A 25,229-nucleotide genomic window follows, 5' to 3' on the forward strand; every position below is an offset into this window, starting at 1 on the left:
GCGTCAGCCGGTGATGCGGAAGTGCCGGAACTCCGCGGTGCCGGCGTGCCCGTCGCCGTCCGGGGCGGCGGCGAAGAGGCCGAGCAGCGCGCCGACCCAGCGCCACGGCGTGGCGGCGAAGACCGGGCCCGCCTCCCGCCACCCGTCGCCGGTGTCGGCGGCGAAGCGGCAGCGCCCGCCGGGGCCGGCCTCGATGCGCAGCCGGGCGCGCCCGGCCGGCGCCGGGCGGGAGTGGGCGGCGTCCCGCTCCCGCTCGGCGACCTGCTCGGCGAAGCGGTGCACGAGGCGTACTCCGTCCGGGCCCCGCTCGAGGCCGGTCCAGCGGTACGCGTCGCCCAGCACGACGAGCCCGGCCCGCGCGCCCTCCCCGGCCGGGTCCAGGGCGAGGTCGACGGTGACGGTGCACGGTGCGCCGGGCAGCATGTGCGTCAGCACGTGCGGCAGCCGGCGCAGGTCGTGCGGGTCGTCGCCGCGCACGCAGGCGAGGCGGAGGCCGTCGCCGCCGTGGTGCCGGATCCAGCCCGGCCGCGGGTTGGCGGTCCACTGCCACTGCGGGCCGAAGGCGCCGCGCGGGAAGTCGTCGTCCGTCGCCGGCTGCGCAGCGGGCTGCGCCGGGCCCGTGGGCTTGCGGCCCGTGGCAACCGGCTCTCCGCCGGCGCCGATCAGCGGCCAGCCGTCGTCGCCCCAGCGCATCGGCTGCAGGTGCACCACGCGCCCGTAGGGGTCGCGCTGCTGGAAGTGCAGGAAGTAGTCCTCGCCCGCGGGCGTGGTCACCCAGGCGCCCTGGTGCGGGCCGTTGACCTCGGTCGCTCCCTGTTCGAGGACGATGCGCTCCTCGTACGGCCCGAAGAAGGAGCGCGCACGGAAGGCGCCCTGCCAGCCGGTCTCCACGCTGCCGGCCGGGGCGAAGATCCAGAACCACCCGTCGCGCCGGTAGAGCTTGGGGCCTTCGAGGGTGAACCAGCCGGGCAGCCGGTCGCCGTCGACGATCACCTTCCCCTCGTCGAGCAGCGTGCGCCCGTCGGGGCTCATCCGGTACCCGGTGAGCCGGTTCTTCACCCCGGAGCGGGACTTGGCCCAGGCGTGGACGAGGTACGCCTCGCCCGTCTCCTCGTCCCACAGCGGGCACGGGTCGATCAGCCCTTTGCCGGCCAGGAGGAGGTGCGGCCTGCTCCACGGGCCTTCCACAGACGGCGCGTTGACCTGCTGGACGCCGTGGTCGGGGTCGCCCCAGAAGATCCAGAACCGGCCGGCGTGGTGGCGCAGCGCCGGCGCCCACACTCCGCAGTCGTGGCGCGGTACGGCGAACTCCTCCGCCGGCTCCAGCCTCTCCAGCGCGTGGCCGGCGTACGACCAGTTGACGAGGTCTTTCGAGTGCAGCAGCGGCAGGCCCGGAGCACGGCCGAAGCTGGAGCTGGTCAGGTAGTAGCCGTCGCCGACGCGGATGGCGTCGGGGTCGGAGAAGTCGGCGTTCAGCACGGGGTTGGCGTACGTGCCGTCGAGGCGGTCGGGCTCCCAAGGGGCGGGCCGCACGGTCATCGGGTTCTGCCTTCCTCCTGGAACCGCCCCGGCCGCGTTCGCAAGGCTGCGGCAGCCGGGGGGACGGGGTGCTTCATCGGGCCGCCGCGCGTGGCCCGGGTGGCCCGGCCGCCCGTCACGGGCGGCTCGGCGGCATGGTGCTGCCGCGGACGACGAGTTCGGTGGGAAGCTCCACCCGGTTCTGCGCCAGCGGTCGCCCCTCGGCCAGCTTGACCACCATCGCCGCGGCGGTGACGGCCATCTCGGTGAGCGGCTGGTGCACGGTGGTCAGCGGCGGCACGGTCCACTGTGCCGGGCGCAGGTCGTCGAATCCGACGACGCTGAGGTCCTCGGGGATGCGCAGCCCGGCCTCCGCGGCGGCCTGGTATACGCCGAGCGCCAGCGCGTCGTTGCAGGTGAACACGGCGGTCGGCGGGTTAGGCAGGCGCAGCAGCTCCCGGGCGTGCCGCAGGCCCTCCTCGGCCCGGTAGTCGCCGAGGCGGACATAGGCCGGGTCGACGGGCACACCCGCGGTCTCCATCGCGGTCTTGTAGCCGTCCACCCGGGCCCTGCTGGCGAGGGCGTGTTCGGGTCCCGTGATGACGGCGATGCGCCGGTGCCCGAGCCCGAGGAGGTGGCGTGCGGCCGACAGGCCCCCGCTCCAGTTGGTCGCGCCCACCGACGGGGACGCGTGGGCCGGTTCCCCGTTGGGATCGACGAGGACGAAGGGGATACCGCGGCTGCGCAGTTGGCCGCTCTGGGTGTCGGTGAGGACCGAGTAGACCTCGATGATGCCGGCCGGGCGCCGGAACAGGACGTCCTCGACCCAACCGCGGCCGGGTGTCAGGCGGCCCTGCAACTCGGAGAGCACCACGGCGAGCCGGTGTTCGCGCGCCACCTGCTGGACGCCCTTGATGATCTCGATGTGGTACGAGTCCCGGATCTGGCGGAAGACGAGTTCCAGCATGGCGGCGGGGCGGGCGGCCCGGTTCCGTCTGCGGTGCCCGTGGGTGCGGATGATCTCCTCGACCTGGGCGCGGGTGCCGGGGGCGACGTCCGTCCGTCCGTTGATCACTTTGGAGACCGTCGCGACGGAGACCCCGGCGTGCGCGGCGATCTCCGCGGTGGTCAGCGGCCCGGCGGGCGGGCCGTCGGCGGAGGAACGCTGTTGCGCTGAGGACATGCCAAGAGTCTAGGGTCCCGTACTCGAAATTTTCGAGCCCTCGATGAGCGCGAAACTGCCGCAGATTCGGGGCTTGACGCGAAAGCAAGCTCTTTCTATATTCACCGCGCTTCATGGTGAGGGTTCGAAAATTTCGCCCCGCGGGGTGCATCGATCCGGTCGTCTCTCACCCCCCACGACACTGGAGAAGACCATGACTTCATCCACCGTGAAACACCGCAGGCGCCGCTGGTGGCCGTACGTCGCACCGGCGGCGGCGGTCGCCCTGTGCGGCTCCCTGCTGGGCCCGCAGGCCCTGTCCGACGACGCCGGCGCCGCCCCGGCGGCCCCGGAGTGGGCGGACGTACCGGACGGCTTCGCCTCCACCGACGGCGGCACCACGGGCGGCGCCGGCGGCGAGACCGTCACCGTCTCCTCCTTCGCGGAGCTGGAGCAGTACGCCACCGCGGAGGAGCCCTACATCATCCGGGTCGGCGGGGCGATCGAGTACCCGGAGACGGGCCACGAACTGCGCGTCGCCTCGGACAAGACCATCGTCGGAGCCGGCACCGCGGGGGAGATCGTCGGCGGCGGGTTCTTCCTCGGCGAGGGCGTCAGCAACGTCATCATCCGCAACCTCACCATCCGCGACACCCGGATGCCCGACGACGATCCCGGCGACGACGACTACGACTACGACGCCATCCAGATGGACACCGCCGACCACGTCTGGATCGACCACAACCGGCTCGAGCGGATGAACGACGGCCTGATCGACAGCCGCAAGGACACCACCAACCTGACCGTGTCCTGGAACATCCTCAACGAGCACCGCAAGACCTTCGGCATCGGCTGGACCGACAACGTCACCGCCAAGATGACGATCCACCACAACTGGTTCAGCGACACCGGCTCGCGCAACCCCAGCACCGACAACGTCGCCAACGCCCACCTGTACAACAACTACCTGCAGAACACCGGCAGCGGAAACTGGTCCCGGGGCTCCTCGAACTCCGTCATCGAGAACAGCTACTTCGAGGGCGTCACGGACCCCCTCATCAAGGACGACGCCGCCCAGCTCGTCGACAACGGCAACGTCTTCGTCGACTGCGAGGGCGACCGGCAGACCGGCGGCGAGGGCTTCGACCCCGGCTCGTTCTACGACTACACCCTCGACCCCGCCGAGGACGTCCCCGCCCTCCTCCGGGACGGTGCCGGGCCCCAGCCCGGCATCGGCGGCTGAATCTCACGGGCTCTGACGTACACGAGGAGTGGGGACACATCTCCGGCATCGTCGTCGAGCACGCCGGCGACAACGGGATCCTGCTCGGCGGCAGCAACAACGTCGTCGAGCGGGTCGTCACCCGCTTCAACCGCGACACCGGGCTCCAGCTCTCGCGCTACGAAGCCGGCGCACCCGCCGGAGAATGGCCGTCCGGCAACCTCGTCGTGAGTTCCGAGTCGCACGACAACGCCGACTCCGACGGCGAGGACGCCGACGGGTTCGCCCCCAAACTCACCGTCGGCGAGGGGAACGTCTTCCGGTACACCGTCTCCCACCACAACATCGACGACGGCTACGACCTCTTCACCAAGACGGGCACCGGACCCATCGGCGCGGTGACCATCGAGGACTCCCTGGCCTTCGGCAACGGGACCCTCTCCGACGGCTCTCAGGCCGGCGACGGAGACCGCAACGGCTCAAGCTCGGCGGTGAGGACATCGGCGTCGACCACACCATCCGGAACAGCATCGCCTACGAGAACGGCAAGCACGGGTTCACCTGCAACCGCAACCTCGGCACCATAGAGGTGTCGGGCAACGCCAGCATCGACAACGAGGAACGCAACTTCAACTTCGACGGCGGCACGTCGGTGTTCTCCGACAACACCTCCTGCTACTTCGACGGCGGCCTGGAGACGAACGACCGGATCGTCGGCGACGACACCGGCTCGAACCAGTTCTGGCACGAGGACACCGGCAACGGCTCCCGCTGCTCGGCCTACAGCGGCTCCCTGAGCTGGTCCTTCAACGCCGACGGCAGCCTGAACGTCAGCTTCGGATAAGACCGCGGCCGGGCTCGCCCGGCGGCGATCCGCAGCGGAATCCGGGGGCGGGGACAGGGGGTTCAACGTCCGTACACCTCGAACGAGTAGAGCGAGTACCCGTACTGCGTGTTGCGCTGCGTCCCGTACATGCGCACGTAGCGTCCGTCGGCGGAGACGGGGATGATCTCGACTCCGCCCCGTCCGTCGGTGGTGGCGTGGATGTCGGTCCAGTTGCCGCCGTCGTCCGAGATCTGGAGCCGGTAGTTCTTGGCGCTGGCCGTCTCCCAGTGGAGTTTCACGGTGCCGATGGCCGTCGTGGCACCCAGGTCGACGCTCAGCCATTGCGGGTCGGAGTAGTCGGATCCCCAGCGGGTGTTGTTCTGCCCGTCCGTGGCGTTGGCCGGGGCCAGTTCGGCGACGCGGGTCGAGGAAGCGGTGGCGGTCTTGCCGCGTGCCAGGTCGGGGGCTGTGTGCACCTCGAGACCGCGCAGGGAGAAGCCTCGCCTGGTGTGCCGCTTGGTGAGGTTCAGGCGGACGAAGCGCACCGGCTGGACGGCGAGGGGCAGGGTCTGGGTGCCGCCCGTTCCGGCGGTGGTCGAGTGGATGGTCCGCCAGGTCTCGGCGTCGGGGGAGACCTCGACGGCGTACGCCTGGGCATAGGCCGCGTCCCAGTGCAGCGTCACCGCGTCGGCGAACTGCGGCGTCAGCAGGTCGACCAGCGCCCACTGGCCGTCCGCATACGCCGACTCCCAGCGGGTGCCGGGGTTGCCGTCCGTCAGGAAGTGGGATCCGACGGAGGTGTCGTGCTCGGAGGAGGTGAGCACCGGCCGGCGCAGGGCGGCGTTGTTCGCCGGTGCCCCGAGGGTGACGGCGGCTCCCTGGCGGTCGCCGTCGGGGAGGGTGGCGGTCCGGCGGGTCACCTCTCCGGACCTGGTGAGGGTGACGGCGACGGTGAGGCCGGGTGCCTGCGGGGCGGAGACGGTGACGACGGGTTCGCCGGGCCCCGACTCGTCGAGGATGACCATGCAGGGCTGGTCGACGTCGAGGGTCACTCCCTGGCGGACGCCGGCGGTGCCGGGGGAGTAGAAGAGGAGCTGGGCGATGCCCAGACCGTCGTGGCGTACGCCTTGCAGGGACGTGGTGTTGGCGAGCACCCGGACCGGCAGGTCCTGCGCGTACGCCGCGGCCTGGCCCTGGTCGACGCCGGGCCGGACGACGTAGGCGTAGGTCGCGCCGCTCGGCTTGGCGCCGTGGTCGAGCCAGAGGCCGAACACGTCCTGGGTGACGGGTGCGGGGTCCTGGCCGGTGGCGATGTCGGCCCAGGAGCCGGTGACGGTCTCGTTCTTGACCGTCATGGCGACGGGTTCGAAGAAGGCGTATCCGGTGCCGTCGTGGTAGGCCCACGTTCCGGTACGGGTACGGGTGGCCCCCGGCTGGACGGTCGCTCCGGCGGCGACGGCCTTGCCCAGCCGGCGCGTCTGGTTGAGCGTGGTCACCACGGGGTTCGGGTCGGTGGAGGTGATGCCCGCGCCGAGCGCGACGAATTCGTCGTCGAAGCAGAAGTAGCCCTTCCGGGCGCGGGTGCCGTACTTGTCCATGTCCAGGGCCGCGGCGCCGTAGAGCCCGTTGTCCACACCGCCGACGAAGGTGGTCGACTGCCGGTAGGGGTTGCCGGCGTCCAGGGGGACCACGACCGCGGGGTTGGTGCATCCGGGCAGGCGGGACCAGTCCCAGACGGGGAACAGGTTGCGGTACTCGTCTCCCCTGCGGGCGATGAACGTGGTGCCGAAGGGGACCCAGTACAGGTAGTTCAGTCTCCGGGGGTTGGAGGAGCGCCACTCGGAGCCGATGGTGCGCGCGGAGACCATCTTGACGGTCACGCCCCAGTCGGGGCGCTTGTGGGCGGCGAAGTCCGAGCGCCAGAAGTACTTGTGGCCCCGCAGGCCCGTGTCGCTGCTCCGGAGGGCGATGTTGCGCCGCAGCCGGTCGAAGTGGCCGGCCTGGCCGGGCAGTACGTCGTCCATCTGCCGGAGGGCTTCGAGGATGCGCTCGGCGTTGCTGCGGTACCGCGGGGCGGGGTTGAGGAAGACGTTGAACTCGGCGTGGTCCCCGTTGATCATCCAGCGGGTCCCGTCCAGGACCCAGCTCGTGTAGTCGTAGACCGACGTGGGCGTGAAGGCGAAGGAGGTGCGTCTCAGGACGTACAGCCATTGCGCGACGTCGTTGAGCATGCTGCGGCCGTACCCGGCCGAGTAGAGCTGGTCACCGTGCTGGTGGTAGCTGAGGTCGCTCTGGATTCCGTCGCCCGTGTCGAGGAGGATCGCGCGGGCCATGGCATCGCGTCCGGAGGCGACGAGGGCGGGGTCGGGGGTCAGCAGGCCGCGGAAGATGACGTTCTGCGCGTACCAGACGGCGTTCTGGCCCGTGCCCGACGAGCTGCTCTGGAGGATGCCGACGATGTCCGCGGTGCGGTCGGCGCCGAGCTGTCCGTACAGGAGCAGGCCGATGCGCCCCAGGCGCAACTGGATGCCGATCCCCCGCTCCCACCAGTTGACGTTGGTCGGCTCGACCTCGAACCAGTGGTCGACGGCCTTCTGCACGCCGGCCAGCAGCGCGGGGTCGCGGTGGTGCGGTCCGGCCGGATTGGCGTAGGCGGCGGCCATGGCCTGCATGCGGTCCAGCGCCCGGTACGGCGACCACGCCGCCCCGTTGGCCGCACTGTTGGTGGCGGAGTAGTCGACGTCGCTCCACGAGCCGTCCGCGCCCAGGGCGGACAGGTAGCTCATGGCCTCGCTCTGATAGGTCCATTCCACCCGGGCGGTCGTGCCGTCGTCGAGCCAGTCGTGTGCGAGATAGAGCCCGAGCAGGGTCGAGCGGATGTCGGCGAGGTCGCCGGTGGTGCCGGCGAACGCCGACGGTACGCGGCCCAGCGGGCCGTTCGTCGTGATCAGCGCGGCGAGTGCCGCGCTCGAGGAACCCAGAAAGACTCGGCGTGAAACGGTCACGACGAGACTCCTCTCTGCGAGGTGGGGGCGGGACGGGGATTACGGGGTGGCGCGCTCGAGTGCGGCGACGCCGATGGAGCTGTCGGCCATCCCGTAGAAGACGTACGGGATGCCTTCGATCTCCTCGATGGCGGTGGGGAAGACGACATTGCTGAGGGTGCCCTCGGTCTCCTCCCGGGTCTGCGGGGACAGCCACGGCTGCGGGCTGCGCGCCAGCACCCGGGACGGATCGAGGGCGTCGAGCAGGATGCCGCCGGCCCGGTAGACGGAGCCGTGGCTGAGTTCGAAGCCCTTGGCGAGCGGTCCGGTGACCCCGTGGTGGATGAGCAGCCAGCCCTCGGGGACGCGCAGCGGTGGCGGCCCGGCTCCGATCTTGGCCTCCTCGAACGGCATCAGCGGTCCCGCGACCGGCGCGGCGTGGGTCAGCGAGGTCAGCGCGGTCAGGTCGGCGCGGACGGCGTCGGCGTCGGCGTACGCGATCCAGATCGACGGCCGGGTATCGGTGATCCCGGCCGGGACCGGAGCACCTTCGCCGGGCCGCAGCCAGTCCAGTTCCCACATCGGCCGGTGCAGCATGGCGAAGCAGGGCCGCCCGTCGGGTCCGGGCAGCACCTCGGGGAAGAACACCAGGTCCTTGTTGGGGAAGAAGTTCAGGTCGGTGGAGAGCCCCGGCTGGTAGGCGAAGCGCAGCGGACCCAGGCGCCGCCAGTGGACGGTGTCGTCGGAGACGGCCAGGGCCGGGCGGGGACCGAGAGGGCCGTAGGCGACGTAGGTCATGACGTGCACGCCGAGGTCCGGGAGGAAGGTGATGCGCGGGTCCTCCACGCCGGCGTTGTGGGCGCCGCGCTCGAAGCCCTCGTCCGGGGCCAGGACCACGCCCTGGCGTTCGACGCCGACCGGGACACCGCCTTCGATCACCACGCGGGCACGGGCGATGCGGGAGACGTTGCCGGCCGAGACGATCCGCGGGAACAGGTAGAGGTGGCCGTCGGAGCCCCAGGCCGTGGCGGGGTTGAGGACGCCTTCGGCCTCCAGCGGGTCGGCCGGGTCGGCGGTCATGAGTACGCCGATGCGCTTCAGGGCGTAGGGGAGTGCGGTTTCGGCGTTGAGCTGGGTCATACCTACCCTTTGATCGCGGAGCCGAGGTTGGCTGAGGTGAAGTGGCGCTGGAAGAGCAGGAACAACACGACGGCCGGGACTGCCAGGACGCACGCGCCGGCCAGTACGGCGCCCATGGGGTTGGCCTGGAAGGTGGAGTTGGCCTGGGAGAAGTTCGCCAGGCTGACCGCGAGGGGCTGCATGTCCGGGTTCTTGGTGATCAGGAACGGCCACAGGAATTCGTTCCACGGGCCGATGAAGGTCACCAGCATCGCGGTGAGGATCGCCGGCCGCACCAGGGGCACCGCGACCGAGCGCAGGATGCGCAGTTCGCCGGCGCCGTCCACGCGGGCCGCGTCGAATATCTCCCTGGGTATCTGCAGGAAGTACTGGCGGAAGATGAGCACGGCGACGGAGTTGACGGCGAACGGAAGGATCATCCCGGCGTAGCTGTCGGCCAGGTGGAAGTAGCGCACCACCATCACGTAGAGCGGGATCATCAGCAACTGGAACGGGATCGCCTGGACCAGCAGCACCAGGGCGAAGACCAGGCCGCGACCGCGGAAGTGCAGGACCGCCAGCGCGTATCCGGCGAGGAGCCCGAAGACCAGGGTGCAGGCCACCACGCCGGCGGTCATGATGAGCGAGTTGAGCAGCGCGGTGGTGAGGCTGAAGGAATCGTCGATTCCGGAGAGGTTGGCCAGGGTCAGGTTGGACGGGTCGGGCACCAGCCCGCCCAGGCTGGTGTCACGCTTCTTCTGCAGCGCGCCGATGAGCATGTAGTAGAACGGCAGCAGCGCGGCGACGGCGCCCAGACCGAGTGCGCCGTAACGCAGCAGGCGCAGTGCACGGGCCATGTCAGTTCCTCTCCATGACGCGCCGGGAGATGGTGGCGAGGATGAGCACCGCGGTGACGAGGATCAGCCCGATCGCGGCGGCCGCGTCCGGTTCGCCCTGTTCCAGGCCGCGCTGGTAGATGAGCAGGGCGGGGGTCAGCGAGGCGCCGTGCGGGCCGCCGCCGGTGAGCAGGAACGGCTCAGTGAAGATCTGCCCCGAGATGATCAGCGACAGCACGATGACCAGGGAGGTCACGGGCCGTACGGCCGGCAGCGTGACCGCGCGGAAGGCCTGCCAGCGCCCTGCGCCGTCGGTGAGCGCCGCCTCGTGCAGCTCGCGCGGCACGTTCTGCAGCGCGGCCAGGTACAGCAGGACGAAGAACCCGAGCTGTTTCCAGGTCACGTACAGCGCGATGAGCGGCATCACCAGGTGCTTGTTCGCCAGCCACGACGGATCCGGTGCCCAGGCGCCGAGCGCGTGGTTGACCGCGCCGGAGCCGTTGAAGAGGAACAGCCACACGGCGAGGGTGGCGACCGACGCGGTGACGTACGGCACGTAGTAGGAGACGCGGAAGAAGACCTGCCACCGCGTTGCCGCGTTCAGCGCCGCCGCCAGCGACAGGGCCCCCACGACGGTCAGCGGAATGTTGATCGCCATGAAGACGCCCAGGTTCCGGAAGGCACGCTGGGTGTCCTCGTCTCCCAGGACCGCGGTGAAGTTGTCGAACCCTACGAACGGGTGCGGGACGGACACCCCGGGGGCGGTGAAGAAGTAGTCGTGGAAGGCCATCCACACACCGAAGCCGAACGGGATCGCGAAGACGACCAGGACGAAGGCCGTGTAGGGGGCGGTGAGCGCGAGGCCGAACGGGTGCCGGCCCAGCCAGCGCTCAAGGCGGTGTGCCCGCCTGGGCCGTGGCTGCCGGGGGACCCGGGCTTTCGCGGGGGGAGCGGGGGACGGGGATTCCTGGGGCTGCGGCCCGGAGCGCGAGCGGCCGGGGGCTCGCGACTCCGGCGGGTGGCGGTGCGGTGCGGTCATGGTGCTGTGCCTCGTCAGCCGTTGGCCTGGTCGTCGATGGTCTGGGCGGCCTCGCCGAAGGCGTCCTTCACGTCGCCCTTGCCGGACAGCACGGTGTCGTCCCACGCCTTGCGGAAGGTCGTCCACACCTCGCTGGAGCCGGGGATGTTCGGCACGTCGACGGCGCGCGGGACGGCGTCGGCGAAGGGCTGGTAGAACGGGTTCTCCTGCAGGAAGCCGGCGGCGACGGCCGTCACATCGGCGCGGGTGGGGAACTGGCCGGTCTCCGCCAGCAGGGCCGCGTCGTTCTCCTTGCTCATGGAGAACTTGGCGAACTCCCAGGCGGTCTGCTGGTGCTGGCATGAGGTGAACATTCCGACGTTCTTCGAATCGGCGAACGTCGACGTCTCGTCAGCGCCGGCGGCGGTGGGCAGTGGTACCACGCCGTACTCCACCTTGCCGTCGAACTGCCCCTTGCCCCACGGCCCCGCGATGCCCATGGCGGCCACCCCGTCGGCGAACGGGCCGGCCCACATGTCACCGCTGTACGCCTCCGGCGAGGAGTAGCCCTCGGCGTACATCTGCTGCCAGAACCCGAGGGTCTGCAGGCCGGCTTCGCCGGTGAAGGTGGCCTTGCCGTCCTCGACCAGTTGGGTACCGCCGGAATTCGCCAGATACAGCGGGTAGAAGTCGAAGAGCGAGTTGGTGTAGTCGCTGGTCGCCGGCGGATACAGAGCGAACTCCGCCGCGTTGGTGCTCTTGATCGCCTCGGCCGCCGCCAGTACGTCGTCGTAGGTGCGCAGCTCGGGGTGCTCCGCATCCAGCCCGGCCTTGGCGAAGGCATCCTTGTTGTAGTAGAGCATGAACGGGTTGGTCTTCCAGGGCATTTGGTACAGCGAGCCGTCCGGGGACCGGAAGCCGTCCACCGCGCTCCCCGAGCGCTGCTCGATGAAGGAATCGGCGTCCTTGAACGTCTTCGACAGGTTCACCAGCCCGCCCTGCTTCTCGAACGCGGAGACCGCGGCGGGTGCGGTGTTGTAGACCAGGCAAGGCGTGTTGCCCGCGGTGATCGCCGCGCCGATGACGTCTTCTGTGGACTTGCCCGCAGGCACCGCCCGGGCGGTAACCTTCTCCTCGGGGTGCTCGGCGTTCCAGGCGTCGACGGCCGCCTTGGCCCACGCCTGCTCCTGCTCGTTGGTCGAGTACCAGATGTCGATCGGCCCCGCTGTCGGCTTGCCGCCGCCGGGGTCGTCCGACCCGCAGGCGGTCAGTGGCAGGACCACCGCCGCAGCCGTCACCAGCACCGCCATGCGCGTATGAGGCTTCATATGGCCTGACCCCTTCATGATGTGAGGGTGGAGAGATGCCGGACCCGACGGCCGCTTCCCGTCCCGCGCCGCCGTCGACCGGTCCCGGCCAGATGATCGAGCCGGGGTGACAAGCGCCATTCAAACCGGTTTAAAATCTGAGCGTCAAGGGACCGCACGAAACCTTTCGGTAATCGGCTGGCCGTCCGCACCCCGGGCTCACCGGCACCGGGCGGCGGCAAGGAGGCGAACAGCATGACCCACCGGCACCCTGAGCCGGACGAGGCGCAGACCGGCGCAGAGCCCGCCGCACCGTCGCCCCCGCGTCGGCGCAGCCGCCCCACCATCGGGGACGTAGCGGCGCTGGCCGGGGTGTCCAAGGCGACCGTGTCCTTCGTCGTCAACGGCCGGGCCGGCGTCAGCCCCCACGCGCGGCAACGGGTCCTGGAGGCAGCCGCCGAGCTGGGCTGGCAGCCCAGCGCCGGTGCCCGGGCGCTGTCCACCCGCCGCGCCCAGGCCCTCGGCCTGGTGGTCCGCCGGCCCCCCGAGCTGCTCAGCACCGACCCGTTCTTCCCGCAGTTCGTCGCGGGTATCGAAAGCGGACTGTCGCCCCTCGACTACGCCCTGGTCCTCCAGGTCGTCGCGACCGAGGAGGCCGAGCACAACGCGTACGAGCGCCTGAGCCACGACGGCCGCGCCGACGGGGTGTTCCTCACCGATCTCCGCGTCAGCGACCCGCGCCCGGCGCTCACCGACGGGCTGGGCCTGGCCGCGTTGATCATCGGCCCGGATCGCCCGGACAGCCCGGTGCCGTCGATCGGCGTCGACGACGCCGAAGGGGTGCGCCGTGCCGTGGAGCACCTGCATGCACTCGGCCATCGCCGCATCGGGCACGTCAGCGGCCCCGAGGGCTATGTGCACGCCGAGGCCCGGCGGCGCGCCTGGATGACCGCCATGGCTGACGCCGGACTGCCCGAAGGGCCGCTCGAGGCCGCCGACTTCAGCGGCGCCGGCGGCGCCCGCGCCACCCACTGCCTGCTCGACCTGCCCGATCCGCCGACCGCCATCCTCTACGCCAACGACCTGATGGCCATCGCCGGGATCGCCGCCGCGACCGGTCGCGGACTGCGGGTCCCGGAGGACCTGTCGGTGGTGGGATTCGACGACATCCCGCTGGCCGAGTACATCGCCCCACCGCTGACCACCATCCGCCAGGACGTGATCGCATGGGGCCGTGCCGCGGCGCAGCAACTGGTCTCCCTCGCCCAGGGGCACCCCTTCCAGGCTCCTGCACTGCCGCCGGTCGAGTTCGTGGCCCGCGCCAGCACGGCGCCGCCGGCGCGCTGAATCCGGCGTACGCACCGACCGGCCGGGGCGGGCGCGGGAAGCGGGGCCGCGGACGGTGGGCGGCGCGGCGGCGTCCCGACGGCAGCGCTGACCGCGGCCGGCCCGCACCCCAACTTTTGCCGTGCCGCGACTGTTGACGTACGCGGGGCGTAGCAGGTAACTGTTTACGCGTCGCTTCAAACCGGTTTGAAAATTGGTGCGTACCTGCCCGAGGACGTGAACCGAATCAGCACCCGGAAGCGCTCGTCAGCCGGCGAGCGCACACCTTCCGGCAGCGTTGTATGCCACCGGGTGCGCCTAAGGAGCCCGCATGCCCGAAAATGGAGCCGCACCCCTTCTCGACCGGCGTCGAGTCCTGCTCGGCGGACTCGGACTTGCCGGAGGCGTGGCCGGTCTGACGCTGTCAGCACCGGCTATCGCGCGGGCCGCCGAAGCCGGCGGAAGCAGTGCAGCGGCGGAAGACATCCAGCTCATCATCGAACGCATCCAGCAGCGCTTCCTGGCCCAGGGTGACCAGATCAAGCTGGCCAACCTCATCTACCTCGCCCGTACGTCCGAGGCCCTGACATATGCCGAGTCACTGGGTGCCGACGGTTCGTGGCCGGACGTGGACTACGCCGACACCACGAGTTCCGCGAACGGCCGGGTCTGGTCGCCGTATCACGCGCTCTACCGCATGATGGCGATGGCGCACGCCTACCGCGATCCGGATGCTCCGGGCTACGGGAAGCCGGAGATTATCGAGGCCCTGGACCGTGCACTTCTGTACTGGGACGGTGTCAAACCGACCAGCACGAACTGGTGGGAAGTCGAGATCGGCAAGTCCATGGCCATGGGCCGGGTGTCGATCTTCGTCGGCGATGAACTCGGTGCCGAGGCGCGCGAGGTGACCTACGCGCACAACACCGGCCGGCTCGACCCGGTCGGGGCGAACGGCTCGTGGAGGACGGAGAACTACCTCTACGAGGCTGTGGCCAAGCGCTCGGCCGCCGATATCGAGCAGGGCTACGCCACCATGTCGCAGACGATCGCGGTCGACAGCAGCGGTGGCGTCAAGGAGGCCGTGCAGGTCGACTCGAGCTTCTGGGCGCACGGTGCGCAGCTCTACAGCGAGGGCTACGGCATGGCGCTGTTCACCATCGTCGCGGCCTGGGCCGATGTCTCGCGCGACACGAGCTTCGCGTTCTCCGACGAGGAAATCGACGCCATCGCCTTCTACATCCTCGACGGCACGCGCTGGTTGATCCGCGGGGAGATCGGGATGATGTACCTCGGGTACCGTCCCGCCAACACCATCGACGGCGTCACGAGTTATGCGGCGGACTTCCTGGAGCCGCTCGACCGGATGGTGCGGGCCGACCCGGCCAACTCGAAGGCGTACCAGAAGCTCGCCGACAGCATCCGCGGGAAGACCCGCGAAAACGGCGTCACCGGGCACAAGTACTTCTGGCGCTCGGAATTCTCCTCGCACCTGCGCGACCGGTACGGAATCTTCACCAGGATCAATTCCCCGCGCATGGTCGGCAGCGAGTACCGTTCCACCTTCCGGCCGGAAGTCGGCAACGAGATCGACTGGAACGCGCAGGGCGCCACCGCGATCCAGGTCACGAACCGGGAATACGACGACCTCGTACCGGCCTTCGACTGGTTCCACTACCCGGGTGTCACCGCGCCGTACGTCAAGGTGATGTCGACGTCGGGAACGCGTAACGCCGGCAGCTTCACCGGCGGCGTCTCCGACGGGCGCTTCGGTGCCGTCGTCTTCACCCTCGACCGGTCCTCGACCACCGGGAAGAAGAGCTACTTCTACTTCGACGACGAGATGGTCGCTCTCGGCGCGGGAATCAGCTCCACCTCCGAACACGCCGTCCACACGACTGTCAACCAGGGCGCGGCCCGGCCTCATGCCACCGTCGGCGGCAAGGCGGTGCGCCCCGGGACCGATTCCGCGGCCACCCGTGCTTCGTGGGCGTACAACGACGAGATCGGATACGTCTTCCCCGCGAGGGGGCCGCTCAAGGTCTCGAACAAGGAGCAGAGCGGGAGCTGGATCGACCGCGATCCGGTGAGCCGAAATGCCTTCACGCTCTACTTCGATCACGGCCAGGCCCCGGCGGGCGCCGAATACGCCTACATCGTCCTGCCCGGCATGTCATCCGAGAAAGTACGTGCCTACGCGGCCGAACCGGCGGTCAGGATCCTGCGCAACGACGAGCAGGTCCAGGCGGTCCACCACCCGCGGCTGCGGCGGACGATGGCCACCTTCCACGCCGCAGGCTCCCTCGACCTGGGGCCGAGCCGTACGCTGCGGGTCGATCAGCCCGCCATCGTCATGCTCAACGAGTCCGACGAATCGGCCGTGGTGAGCGTCGCCAACCCCGATCAGTCCGGCCTGACGGTCTCCGTGACCCTCGCCGCCCCCGGCCGCACCCGTCGCGCCGCTTTTGAGCTGGGCTCCGGCGTGGACCTCGGGAAGACGGTGACGCAGCCCCTCGGCTGACGGCGTGAAAGGGCGTGCTGCCGACGCAGCACGCCCTTTCGGCGCGCGTCCGCGGCGATTGTCCCCGGGGGGAGAAGCCGGGGGCCGACCGGCCCAGGAGGACGTCCTCCCTCCTGCTCAGCTCACGTTTCGGCGAAGGACGGCTGCCACGTACCGCGGCACACCTGTGCCTCGGTCATGCTGGAGTCGGGGGAGTCCGCGGTGACGCTGGCGCGATGGCTCGGCATTCCTCTCCGGCCATCACACTCAGTTACTCTGATCACTTCATGCAGGAGGCCGGAAGCAAAGGGTGGAAACGTTGGATGGCCTTGGATGATGCTGCGAGAAGTCACCGCGACCCGCTATGTCACGCCTCTGCGTGAGGGCGGGTCGCTCCCCGGCGTCGTCGAGGCCGACGACCTCGGTACGTACGTCATGAAGTTCACCGGCGCCGGCCAGGGCCGCAAAGCGCTGGTCGCCGAGGTGATCAGCGGGGGTCTTGCGCAGCGCCTGGGGCTGCGGGTGCCGGAGCTCGTCGGGCTCCAGCTCGATCCGGTCATCGGGCGCTCCGAGCCGGACGAGGAGGTGCAGGCGCTGCTGAAGGCCAGCGGCGGGCTCAACCTCGGCATGGACTTCCTGCCCGGCTCGCTCGGCTTCGACCCGCTGGCCTTCCCGGTCGACGCGGCGGAGGCCGGCCGGGTCGTGTGGTTCGACGCGCTGGTCGGCAACGTCGACCGGTCCTGGCGCAACCCCAACATGCTCGTCTGGCACGGCGGTCTGTGGCTCATCGACCACGGCGCCACGCTGATCTGGCACCACAACTGGTCCTCCGCCCCGGCCGCCGCCGGCAAGCCGTACGACGCATCCGACCACGCGCTCGCCCCCTTCGGCCCGGACGTGGCCGCCGCGGCGGCGGAGCTGGCGCCGCGGGTGACCGCCGGTGTGCTGGCCGAGGCGGTGGCCGAGGTGCCGGACGAGTGGCTGGCCGGCGAGCCGGGTTTCGGTTCGCCGGCGGAGGTGCGCGCCGCGTACGTCGAGACGCTGGCCGCCCGCGCCCCGCAGGTGCTGGAGCGGATCGTGCTGGGCGAGCCGAGAGAGGACGGGCCGTCGAAGGCGCCCGGGTGGCTGCGGGCCAAGCTGCCGCCGAAGGGGACGCGATGAGCGGGCGCGAGGTCTTCGAGTACGCGCTGCTGCGCGTCGTGCCGCGGATCGAACGCGGCGAGCAGATCAACGCCGGGGTGCTGGTGTACTGCCGGGCGCGCTCGTACCTCTGCGCGCGCACCCACCTGGACGAGGGCCGGCTGCTGGCGCTCGACCCCGAGGCCGACGTCGCGGGCGTACGGGCCGCGCTGCGCGCGGTGGAGGAGCTGTGCTGCGGCGGAGCGCGGGCCGGGCAGGCGGCCGGGGACGACGCCGGGCGGCGCTTCCGCTGGCTCGTCGCGCCGCGCAGCACGGTGGTGCAGCCGGGGCCGGTGCACTCCGGCCTGACCGAGGATCCGGAGGCCGAGGCGGAGCGGCTGCTGGGGCTGCTGGTCCGCGTTCCCGTGTGACGCGTCGTACGAGCCGTGCGCACCCGCGTACGGGCACCCCGCGGTGCCCCGTTGACACGGCGGGGCCGGACTTCTAGCGTCACGTGCGGTACGTACTAAGCGGTTGCTCACCATTCGTCGGGCGGCACCCCCGGCCCCCGCCAGTGCAAGGAGAACACCAGCATGTCCACCACCGGAAGGGTCGCGATCGTCACCGGCGCCGCGCGCGGCATCGGCGCCGCCACCGCCGTCCGCCTGGCCCGCGAGGGGCGCGCCGTCGCCGTTGCCGACCTCGACGAGGGCGCCTGCGCGGACACCGTCGGCAAGATCACCGCCGCCGGCGGCACCGCGCTGGCCGTCGGCTGCGACGTCTCCGACGCCGCCGCCGTCGAGGCCGCCGTCGCGCGCGTCGCCGCCGAACTCGGCCCGCCCGTCGTCCTGGTCAACAACGCCGGCGTGCTCCGCGACAATCTTCTGTTCAAGATGAGCGAGGACGACTGGGACACGGTCATGAACGTGCACCTGCGCGGTGCGTTCCTGATGTCCCGGGCCTGCCAGAAGCACATGGTCGACGCCGGCTTCGGCCGTATCGTCAACCTCTCCAGCAGCTCCGCGCTCGGCAACCGGGGCCAGGCCAACTACTCCGCCGCCAAGGCCGGCATGCAGGGCTTCACCAAGACCCTCGCCCACGAGCTGGGCAAGTTCGGCGTCACCGCCAACGCCGTCGCGCCCGGCTTCATCGCCACCGACATGACCGCCCAGACCGCCACCCGGGTGGGCATGGACTTCGCCGACTTCCAGGCCGCCGCCGCCTCCCAGATCCCCGTCCGGCGCGTCGGGCAGCCGGACGACGTCGCCGGCGCCATCGCCTTCTTCACCGGTGAGGACGCCGGCTTCGTCTCCGGCCAGGTGCTGTACGTGGCCGGCGGGCCGCTCGACTGAGGCCGGGGGAGAAGAACATGACGCAGCAGGAGAGCGCCGGCGCGCCCGAGGCGCCGGACAGCGGGCGGGTCGCCCTGGTCACCGGGGCCAGCCGCGGCATCGGCTACGGCATCGCCGAAGCCCTGGTCGCGCGCGGCCACAAGGTGTGCATCACCGGCCGCGGCGAGGAGGCGCTGAAGGAGGCCGCGGCGAAGCTCGGCGCCGGCCGCGCCATCGGCGTACCGGGGAAGGCCCACGACGAGGCGCACCAGGCAGAGGCGGTGGCCCGCGCCATGGAGGCGTTCGGCCGGGTGGACTACCTGGTCAACAACGCCGGCACCAACCCCGTCTTCGGCCCCATCGCGGACGTCGACCTGAACGCCGTGCGCAAGGTCTACGAGACGAACGTCCTGTCCGCCCTGGGCTTCGCCCAGCAGACGTACCGGGCGTGGCAGCGCGAGCACGGCGGCGCGATCGTCAACGTCTCCTCCGTCGCCGGGCTCTCGGCCTCGCCGTTCGTCGGCGCGTACGGGATGAGCAAGGCCGCGATGATCAACATGACCCTGCAGCTCGCGCACGAGTTCGCGCCCAAGGTGCGGGTCAACGCCATCGCGCCGGGAGTGGTCAAGACGAAGTTCGCGGTCGCGCTCTACGAGGGCCGCGAGGAGGAGGCCGCCGCCGGCTATCCGCTGGGCCGGCTCGGGGTGCCCGAGGACATCGGCGGCGCCGCCGCGTTCCTCCTCTCCGACGAGGCGGGCTGGATCACCGGGCAGACGCTCGCCATCGAGGGCGGGATCTTCCTCAACGCCGGCTGGAGCTGAACCCCAAGTCACATACGCCTCACGGATCCCCCAGGACACAGCGCTGCCCGGGGGGATCCGTGATCCACCGACCGTGGGGTAGGGTCTGCGCACCCCATTCGAACAGGTGCAAGGAGGGGGACAGGCACGTGTTCTTCCGGTCGGGCCCGCTGCGGGTCGCAGCGGTGCTCATACCCGTCTCGATGCTGGCCGGTTGCGGCACTCTGTCGGCGTCGGGCGACGACGAGCGTCATCTGGACGTGGGTACGACGAGCGCGCCCAGCACGCTCGACCCGGCGGCGGCCTGGGACGGCAGCTGGGAGCTGTACCGCAACGTCTACCAGACGCTGATGCACTACGCCGGCACCAGCACGGTGCCGCAGCCGGACGCGGCCAAGAGCTGCGGCTTCACCGGCGCCGACAGCCGCACGTACCGCTGTCAGCTGCGCGAGGGCCTCACCTTCTCCAACGGCAACCCGCTCGACGCCGCGGCCGTCAAGCACTCCTTCGACCGGGTGCTCGCCATCAACGCCGAGACCGGCCCCGCGGGACTGCTGGAGAGCCTGGAGGAGGTCGAGACCGAGGGCGACCGGACCGTCACCTTCCACCTCAAGCGCCCCGACGCCACCTTCCCGTTCATCCTCGCCACGCCCGCCACCTCGCTCGTCGACCCCGAGACCTACCCGGCGGACAGGCTGGCCGACGCCGGCACCCTCGTCGGCTCCGGGCCGTACACGCTCGCGTCGTACGAGAAGGGGTCGGTCGCCGAGCTGGAGCACAACTCCGAGTACCGGGGCGACGCGGAGCTGCGCAACGACTCCGTCAGCATCCGCTACTTCGACGACTCCGACGCGATGACCGACGCGCTCAAGAAGGGCGATATCGACGTCACCTACCGCGGGCTGCCGCCGGACCGGGTGCCCGAGCTGGAGAAGACGGCGGACAAGGAGGGCACGATCGCGCTGAGCCGGGTGGTCCTGCCGGAGATCCGCTACCTGGTCTTCAACCCCCAGCACGAGTACGCCGACAGCCTCGCCGTGCGGCAGGCGGTCGCCCAGGTGGTCGACCGGGTGGCGCTCGTACGCAAGGTCTACGGCAGCACCGCGGAGCCGCTGTACTCGATGATCCCGCGCGGCATCACCGGCCACACCACCCCGTTCTTCGACCAGTACGGCGAGCCGGACCCCGAGGCCGCGGCGGCGACGCTGCAGGCGGCGGGGATCAGCGAGCCCGTGCCGCTGACGCTCTGGTACACCACCGACCGGTACGGCTCGGTGACCAAGCGGGAGTTCGAGGAGCTGGAGCGGCAGTTGGAGGACAGCGGCCTGTTCGAGGTCACGGTCCAGGGCCGCAAGTGGGAGCAGTTCGCCGCCGCGTACAACAAGGGCGAGTACCCGGTCTTCGGCCGCGGCTGGTCACCCGACTTCCCGGATCCGGACAACTACATCGCCCCCTTCACGGGCGCACGCAACGCCCTCGGCACGCCGTACGAGAACGCCGAGATCACCGACGAGCTGCTGCCCGCCTCGCGCCGGAAGGCGGACCGGGCCGGGGTGAACGAGCAGTTCTCGCGGGCGCAGGACATCCTCGCCGAGGACGCCCGGCTGCTGCCGCTGTGGCAGGCCCGGCAGTACATCGCGGCGGACGACGACGTCGCCGGGGTGGAGTGGAGCCTCGACGCCTCGACGATCATGCGGATGTGGGAGCTGTACAAGAAGACGAGCTGGTAGGGGAGTTGTCAGTGCCGGGCGGTACTGTCGGCTGCGCAACGACCCACAGAACCGATCTTCTGCACTGACCGGAGGTCCCTCACCCGTGTCCCCGATGCTGCCCCCGTCCTGGCAGGACGCCCTGGGCAAGGAGCTCGACAAGCCCTACTTCACGCGTCTTGAGTCGTTCGTCGAGGAGGAGCGCGCCCGCGGGCCCGTGTACCCGCCGCGCGAGGAGGTCTTCGCCGCCCTCGACGCGACGCCGTACGACCGGGTGAAGGTGCTCGTCCTCGGCCAGGACCCGTACCACGGGCCGGGGCAGGGCCACGGGCTGTGCTTCTCGGTGCGGCCGGGGGTGCGCACCCCGCCCTCCCTGCGCAACATCTTCAAGGAACTGCGCGACGACCTCGGCCACCCGGTGCCGGACAACGGCTGTCTGATGCCGTGGGCCGAGCAGGGCGTGCTCTTGCTGAACGCGGTGCTGACCGTGCGCGAGAGCGAGGCGAACTCGCACAAGGGCCAGGGCTGGGAGGAGTTCACCGACGCGGTGATCCGCGCGGTGGACCAGCGGCCGGACCCGGCGGTGTTCGTGCTGTGGGGTGCGTACGCGCGCAAGAAGCTGCCGCTCATCGACACCGCCCGGCACGTGGTGGTCCAGGGGGCGCACCCGTCGCCGCTGTCGGCGAAGAAGTTCTTCGGCTCGCGGCCGTTCTCGCAGATCGACGAGGCGGTGGCGGCGCAGGGGCACGCGCCGATCGACTGGCGGATCCCGGACCTGGCGGCGGGCAAGGGCTGACGTCCGCCGCCGCGGGGCGGCGGGCGCGGCGGGTACGGGCCGGGCGGCCCGCCTAGGAACCGAACCGCTCAGCGCACACCGCCGCCTCCCGGCTGCCCGGAGCCCAGCCGGCGAACCCCTCGGCGATGGCACACGGGTCGATACCCTCTTCGGAGTCGGCGGCCGGCGGGGACGTCGCCTCGGGCGTGGCCGTACGGGCCGGGCGTACCGGCGCCGGGAGGGGGACGGGCGTCTCGCGCGGGGGCGCGGGCGCCGGTCCGTCCGGCGCGGGTGCGTCCGGCCGCGCCGCGTCCGCGGACGGCGACGGGGACGTACGTGCCGGGCGTGGCGACGGGCCGATCGTCCTCAGCACCTCGCGTCCCGGCAGCGGCGACGCGGCGCGGCCGGGAGCGGCCGGAGCGGGCCGTGCGGTGCCGGGATCGGGGGAGACGGTGACGCAGCCGGTGACGGCGGTGAGGGTCGTGAGACCGGTCAGCAGGGCGCCGGCCGTGGGAGTGGAGCGCACTCGGCAACACTGCTGCGCCCGCCGCCGCCGCGCTACTCCCCGCAGGAGTGATGTCCGCCCCGCGAAGTTGCCGCCCCCGCCCGGCGGTCAGCCGCCGAGCATGCCGCGCAGCAGATCTTCGTACCCCGCGCGCAGCCGCGCCCTCGCCGGTGTCCGCGAACCGCTCACCCGGCCCGCCGTGTGCAGGAACATCATGCCGTCGGTCCAGGCGATCAGCTCCTGCGCGTGCCGTTCGGGGTCGGCCGATCCCCACGCCGCGAGCAGCGCGTGTGCGGCGTCGCCGAACGTGGTGCCCGCGCGGTCGTAGATCTCCCGCAGCTCGGGGCGCCTGGTGGCCTCCAGCGCCAGCTCGTAGCGGGCCACGAGCAGCGTGCGGTGCCGGGTCAGGAAGCGGTGCAGCACGCCGGCCAGCGCGTCGGCGAGCCGCCCGGCGCCGGCGCCGGGCGGGGGCAGGCCGTCGGCGTTCAGCACCGCGCCCTCGCGCTCCGCGAGGCGCTGGACGGCCAGTTCGAGGAGGGCGGCGCGGGTGCGGGCGCGGTTGGACGTGGAGCCCTGCGGCAGGCCCGCGGCCTCGTCCACGGCGCGGTGGGTCAGGCCCCGCATGCCGCGCTCGGCGAGCAGCGCGATGGCGGCGTCGGCGATGACCTCCTGCCGGGACGCGGCGGACGCGGGGGACGCCGGGGTCGCGGCGGACGCAGCGGACGGAGCGGAAGCAGGGGAGACGGCGGCGGGGGCCGGGGTGTCGGGGTCGGGCACCGCCCCAACCTACCGCCTGCTCCGGCCATCACTACATCCGTAGTTGCACCGTGCTACCCTCGGCCGTGTAACTACAGGTGTAGTTTTGGGGAGGTTCCCTTGAAGCAGCCGCGCGCCCTCGTCATCGGCTCCGGCCCCGGCGGGCTCACAGCCGCCGCCGCGCTCCACCGCCGCGGCTGGTCCGTCACCGTGCTGGAGCGGGCCGCCTCGATCGAGCCCGTGGGCGCGGCGATCTCCCTCGCCGCCAACGCCCAGCGCGCCCTGGACGCCGTCGGCGTCGGCGACGCCGTGCGCGACCTCGCCGCCTGGGAGGGGACCGGCGGGCTGCGTACCCCCGACGGCCGCTGGCTCTCCCGCACCGACGCGACCGCCGTGGCCGAGCGGTTCGGCGGCGGCATCGCCCTCGTGCACCGCGCCGGCCTCGCCGAGCTGCTCGCCGCCCGGCTGGCGGCCGGCGCGATCCGTACCGGCACGCCCGCGGAGGTCGAGGACCCGGGCGGCGCGGACCGGCCCGCGCGCGTCGCGGTGCCGGGCGGCGTCATGGAGGCCGACCTGGTCGTCGCCGCGGACGGCATCGGCTCCGCCGCCCGCCGGTTCCTCTTCCCCGACCACCCCGGCCCCGCGTACGCGGGCTTCACCACCTGGCGGTTCGTGCTGCCCGCGAGCCCCGTCGCGTTCGAGCCGCACGAGACCTGGGGCCGCGGGGAGCTGTGGGGGTCCCAGCCGCTGGCCGACGGCCGCGTGTACGCCTACGCCGGCGCCGTCGCGCCCGAGGGCCGGCGCTCCCGGGACGGTGAACTCGCCGGACTGCGCCGCCGCTTCGCCGGCTGGCACGACCCGGTGCCCGCCCTCCTCGCCGCCGCCGAGCCCGGCCAGGTGCTCCACCACGACGTGCGCTGGCTCGCCGAGCCGCTGCCCGCCTTCCACAGCGGCCGGGTCGCGCTCCTCGGCGACGCCGCCCACGCCATGACGCCGAACCTCGGCCAGGGCGGCAACCAGGCCGTCGAGGACGGCGTCGTCCTCGCCCACCACGCCGCCGCCGACTCGGCGGCCGTGCCCGCGGCCCTGGCGCGCTACACCCGCGACCGGCTCCCGCGCACCCGCGCGGTGGCGCTGCGCTCCGCCCGTGCCGGCCGGCTGATCAACCTGACCGGCCCGCTCGCCGTCCGCGCCCGCAACGCGCTGATCCGCGGCGTCGGGCTGCTCGGCCCCCGTGTCGTGCTGCGCGGGCTGGACGGCGTCGCGGACTGGGAGCCGCCCGGCGGCGGCGAACCGCCCGGCCCGTATGCTTCCCCAGCACAGGCGGCGCCCTGACGCAGGTTCTCCTGCCGGCGGGCTGCCCGCGGGCCGACGGCTGCGGACGGGAGCGGACATGACCACGGGCGCCATACCCCTGAAGGCCGGCGTGATCGGGCTCGGCGACATCGCGCAGAAGGCGTACCTGCCGGTGCTCACCTCGCTGCCCGGCGTCGAGCCGCACCTGTACACCCGCACGCCCGCCACCCTGGCCCGGGTCGCCGACGCCCACCGCATCCCGCCCGCCCACCGCCACCGCGACCTCGGCTCGCTGCTCGCCGCCGGCCTCGACGCCGCGTTCGTGCACGCACCGACCTCCGCGCACGTCGAGCTGGCCACCGCGTTGCTTGAGGCGGGCGTCCCCGTCTACGTCGACAAGCCGCTGGCGTACGATCTCGCCGGCGCCGAACGCCTCGTACGGCTGGCGGACGAGCGCCGCGTCCCGCTGATGACCGGCTTCAACCGCCGCCACGCGCCGGGCTACGTGCAGTGCCTGGAGCACCCGCGTGAGCTGATCATCCTGCAGAAGCACCGCGTCGGCCTGCCCGAGGACCCCCGCACCATGGTCTTCGACGACTTCATCCACGTCGTGGACACGCTGCGCTTCCTGGCGCCAGGACCGGTCGAGCACGTGGACGTCCGCGCCCGCGTCCGCGACGGGCTCCTGCACCACGTCGTCCTGCAGTTGTCCGGCGACGGCTTCACCGCCCTCGGCGCGATGAACAGGCTGTCGGGCTCCGCCGAGGAGGTCCTCGAAGTGTCCGGCCAGGACACCAAGCGCGAGGTCCGCAACCTCGCCGAGGTGGTGGACCACAAGGGCCAGCCCAGCGTGCGGCGGCGGGGCGACTGGGTGCCGGTGGCCCGGCAGCGGGGCATCGAGCAGGTCGTGCTGGCGTTCCTGGACGCGGTGCGCGCGGGGGAGCTGCTGAGCGCCCAGGACGCGCTCGCCACGCATGAGCTGTGCGAGCGGATCGTCCGCGAGGTGAGCCGGGCGGGTTGATTCCGCCACCCGTACGCCGGACAAGCTCAGGGTGTTAAGCGGAAAATCATAAGAAAAGCGGCAAGCTGGTTCCTGTTCGTGCTCCGACCGTACGAAGGG

20 protein-coding genes and 1 pseudogene are annotated in these 25,229 nt (G+C 71.6%); 12 read left to right on the forward strand and 9 right to left on the reverse strand.

What is annotated here, in order from left to right; all coding sequences use genetic code 11:
• Nucleotides 1-3: 3 nt before the first annotated feature.
• The gene (locus tag B124_RS11080; protein WP_496502567.1) at nt 4-1,539 is read right to left on the reverse strand and encodes a glycoside hydrolase family 43 protein; all 1,536 of its coding nucleotides are present in this window, start codon (nt 1,537-1,539) and stop codon (nt 4-6) included.
• 115 nt (nt 1,540-1,654) lie between these two features.
• Nucleotides 1,655-2,701 (reverse strand): LacI family DNA-binding transcriptional regulator, encoded by a 1,047-nt coding sequence (locus B124_RS11085; protein ID WP_496502568.1) that lies wholly within the window; start codon nt 2,699-2,701, stop codon nt 1,655-1,657.
• A gap of 193 nt (nt 2,702-2,894) precedes the next feature.
• On the opposite strand from B124_RS11085, the gene B124_RS11090 reads away from it, so the two are divergent.
• Together B124_RS11090 and B124_RS11095 are read left to right on the forward strand one after the other, a co-directional pair.
• Nucleotides 2,895-3,923: a pectate lyase family protein gene (locus B124_RS11090; RefSeq protein ID WP_496502569.1), complete on the forward strand. Its 1,029-nt coding sequence runs from the start codon at nt 2,895-2,897 to the stop codon at nt 3,921-3,923.
• Between the two features lie 41 nt (nt 3,924-3,964).
• Nucleotides 3,965-4,746: pseudogene (locus B124_RS11095) on the forward strand (right-handed parallel beta-helix repeat-containing protein); the annotation flags it as partial.
• A 62-nt stretch (nt 4,747-4,808) separates the two neighbouring features.
• On the opposite strand, the gene B124_RS11100 reads toward B124_RS11095, so the two are convergent.
• The 5 genes from B124_RS11100 to B124_RS11120 are packed head-to-tail and all read right to left on the reverse strand — an operon-like array spanning nt 4,809 to nt 12,013.
• Nucleotides 4,809-7,733 carry a polysaccharide lyase family 8 super-sandwich domain-containing protein gene (locus B124_RS11100; RefSeq protein ID WP_496502570.1) on the reverse strand — a complete coding sequence of 975 codons (2,925 nt, stop codon included), beginning with the start codon at nt 7,731-7,733 and terminating at the stop codon, nt 4,809-4,811.
• 39 nt (nt 7,734-7,772) lie between these two features.
• A complete protein-coding gene (locus tag B124_RS11105; RefSeq protein ID WP_496502571.1) occupies nt 7,773-8,852 on the reverse strand; it encodes a glycoside hydrolase family 130 protein in 1,080 nt (359 codons plus the stop codon).
• A gap of 2 nt (nt 8,853-8,854) precedes the next feature.
• On the reverse strand, nt 8,855-9,688 hold the full coding sequence (locus tag B124_RS11110; RefSeq protein WP_496502572.1) for a carbohydrate ABC transporter permease: 834 nt from the start codon (nt 9,686-9,688) through the stop codon (nt 8,855-8,857).
• Between the two features lies 1 nt (nt 9,689).
• Nucleotides 9,690-10,706 carry a carbohydrate ABC transporter permease gene (locus tag B124_RS11115; protein ID WP_496502573.1) on the reverse strand — a complete coding sequence of 339 codons (1,017 nt, stop codon included), beginning with the start codon at nt 10,704-10,706 and terminating at the stop codon, nt 9,690-9,692.
• Nucleotides 10,707-10,720: 14 nt separating this feature from the next.
• On the reverse strand, nt 10,721-12,013 hold the full coding sequence (locus B124_RS11120) for an extracellular solute-binding protein (RefSeq protein ID WP_496502574.1): 1,293 nt from the start codon (nt 12,011-12,013) through the stop codon (nt 10,721-10,723).
• Nucleotides 12,014-12,247: 234 nt separating this feature from the next.
• Here B124_RS11120 and B124_RS11125 point away from each other — a divergent pair, with 234 nt between their 5' ends.
• From B124_RS11125 to ung, 8 genes are all read left to right on the forward strand, one after another.
• Nucleotides 12,248-13,339 (forward strand): LacI family DNA-binding transcriptional regulator, encoded by a 1,092-nt coding sequence (locus B124_RS11125; protein WP_496502575.1) that lies wholly within the window; start codon nt 12,248-12,250, stop codon nt 13,337-13,339.
• Nucleotides 13,340-13,649: 310 nt separating this feature from the next.
• The gene (locus tag B124_RS11130) at nt 13,650-15,839 is read left to right on the forward strand and encodes a polysaccharide lyase family 8 super-sandwich domain-containing protein (RefSeq protein ID WP_496502576.1); all 2,190 of its coding nucleotides are present in this window, start codon (nt 13,650-13,652) and stop codon (nt 15,837-15,839) included.
• A 315-nt stretch (nt 15,840-16,154) separates the two neighbouring features.
• Entirely contained in the window at nt 16,155-16,979 is an 825-nt protein-coding gene (locus tag B124_RS11135) for a HipA family kinase (RefSeq protein WP_496502614.1), read from the forward strand.
• Nucleotides 16,976-17,368, forward strand: a complete 393-nt coding sequence (locus B124_RS11140; RefSeq protein WP_496502577.1) for a DUF3037 domain-containing protein — start codon at nt 16,976-16,978, stop codon at nt 17,366-17,368. Before B124_RS11135 ends, B124_RS11140 begins: the two co-directional genes overlap by 4 nt.
• A 162-nt stretch (nt 17,369-17,530) precedes the next feature.
• A complete protein-coding gene (gene fabG, locus B124_RS11145) occupies nt 17,531-18,289 on the forward strand; it encodes a 3-oxoacyl-ACP reductase FabG (RefSeq protein ID WP_496502578.1) in 759 nt (252 codons plus the stop codon).
• A gap of 17 nt (nt 18,290-18,306) precedes the next feature.
• Nucleotides 18,307-19,089 (forward strand): SDR family oxidoreductase, encoded by a 783-nt coding sequence (locus tag B124_RS11150; protein WP_496502579.1) that lies wholly within the window; start codon nt 18,307-18,309, stop codon nt 19,087-19,089.
• Nucleotides 19,090-19,217: 128 nt separating this feature from the next.
• Entirely contained in the window at nt 19,218-20,798 is a 1,581-nt protein-coding gene (locus B124_RS11155) for an ABC transporter substrate-binding protein (RefSeq protein ID WP_496502580.1), read from the forward strand.
• 94 nt (nt 20,799-20,892) lie between these two features.
• The gene (gene ung, locus B124_RS11160; protein ID WP_496502615.1) at nt 20,893-21,573 is read left to right on the forward strand and encodes a uracil-DNA glycosylase; all 681 of its coding nucleotides are present in this window, start codon (nt 20,893-20,895) and stop codon (nt 21,571-21,573) included.
• Between the two features lie 52 nt (nt 21,574-21,625).
• Here ung and B124_RS11165 read toward each other — a convergent pair whose 3' ends face one another.
• Together B124_RS11165 and B124_RS11170 are read right to left on the reverse strand one after the other, a co-directional pair.
• Complete coding sequence (locus B124_RS11165) at nt 21,626-22,078, reverse strand: hypothetical protein (protein WP_496502581.1); 453 nt, start codon at nt 22,076-22,078, stop codon at nt 21,626-21,628.
• 87 nt (nt 22,079-22,165) lie between these two features.
• Nucleotides 22,166-22,834 carry a TetR/AcrR family transcriptional regulator gene (locus B124_RS11170; RefSeq protein WP_496502582.1) on the reverse strand — a complete coding sequence of 223 codons (669 nt, stop codon included), beginning with the start codon at nt 22,832-22,834 and terminating at the stop codon, nt 22,166-22,168.
• Nucleotides 22,835-22,933: 99 nt separating this feature from the next.
• Between B124_RS11170 and B124_RS11175 the strand changes: the two genes are divergently transcribed.
• Complete coding sequence (locus B124_RS11175; protein WP_496502583.1) at nt 22,934-24,148, forward strand: FAD-dependent monooxygenase; 1,215 nt, start codon at nt 22,934-22,936, stop codon at nt 24,146-24,148.
• 79 nt (nt 24,149-24,227) lie between these two features.
• Nucleotides 24,228-25,130, forward strand: coding sequence for a Gfo/Idh/MocA family protein (locus B124_RS11180; protein ID WP_496502616.1), 903 nt, complete (start codon nt 24,228-24,230; stop codon nt 25,128-25,130).
• Nucleotides 25,131-25,229 lie beyond the last annotated feature (99 nt).

It is taken from the genome of Streptomyces sp. CNP082 (assembly GCF_059570535.1).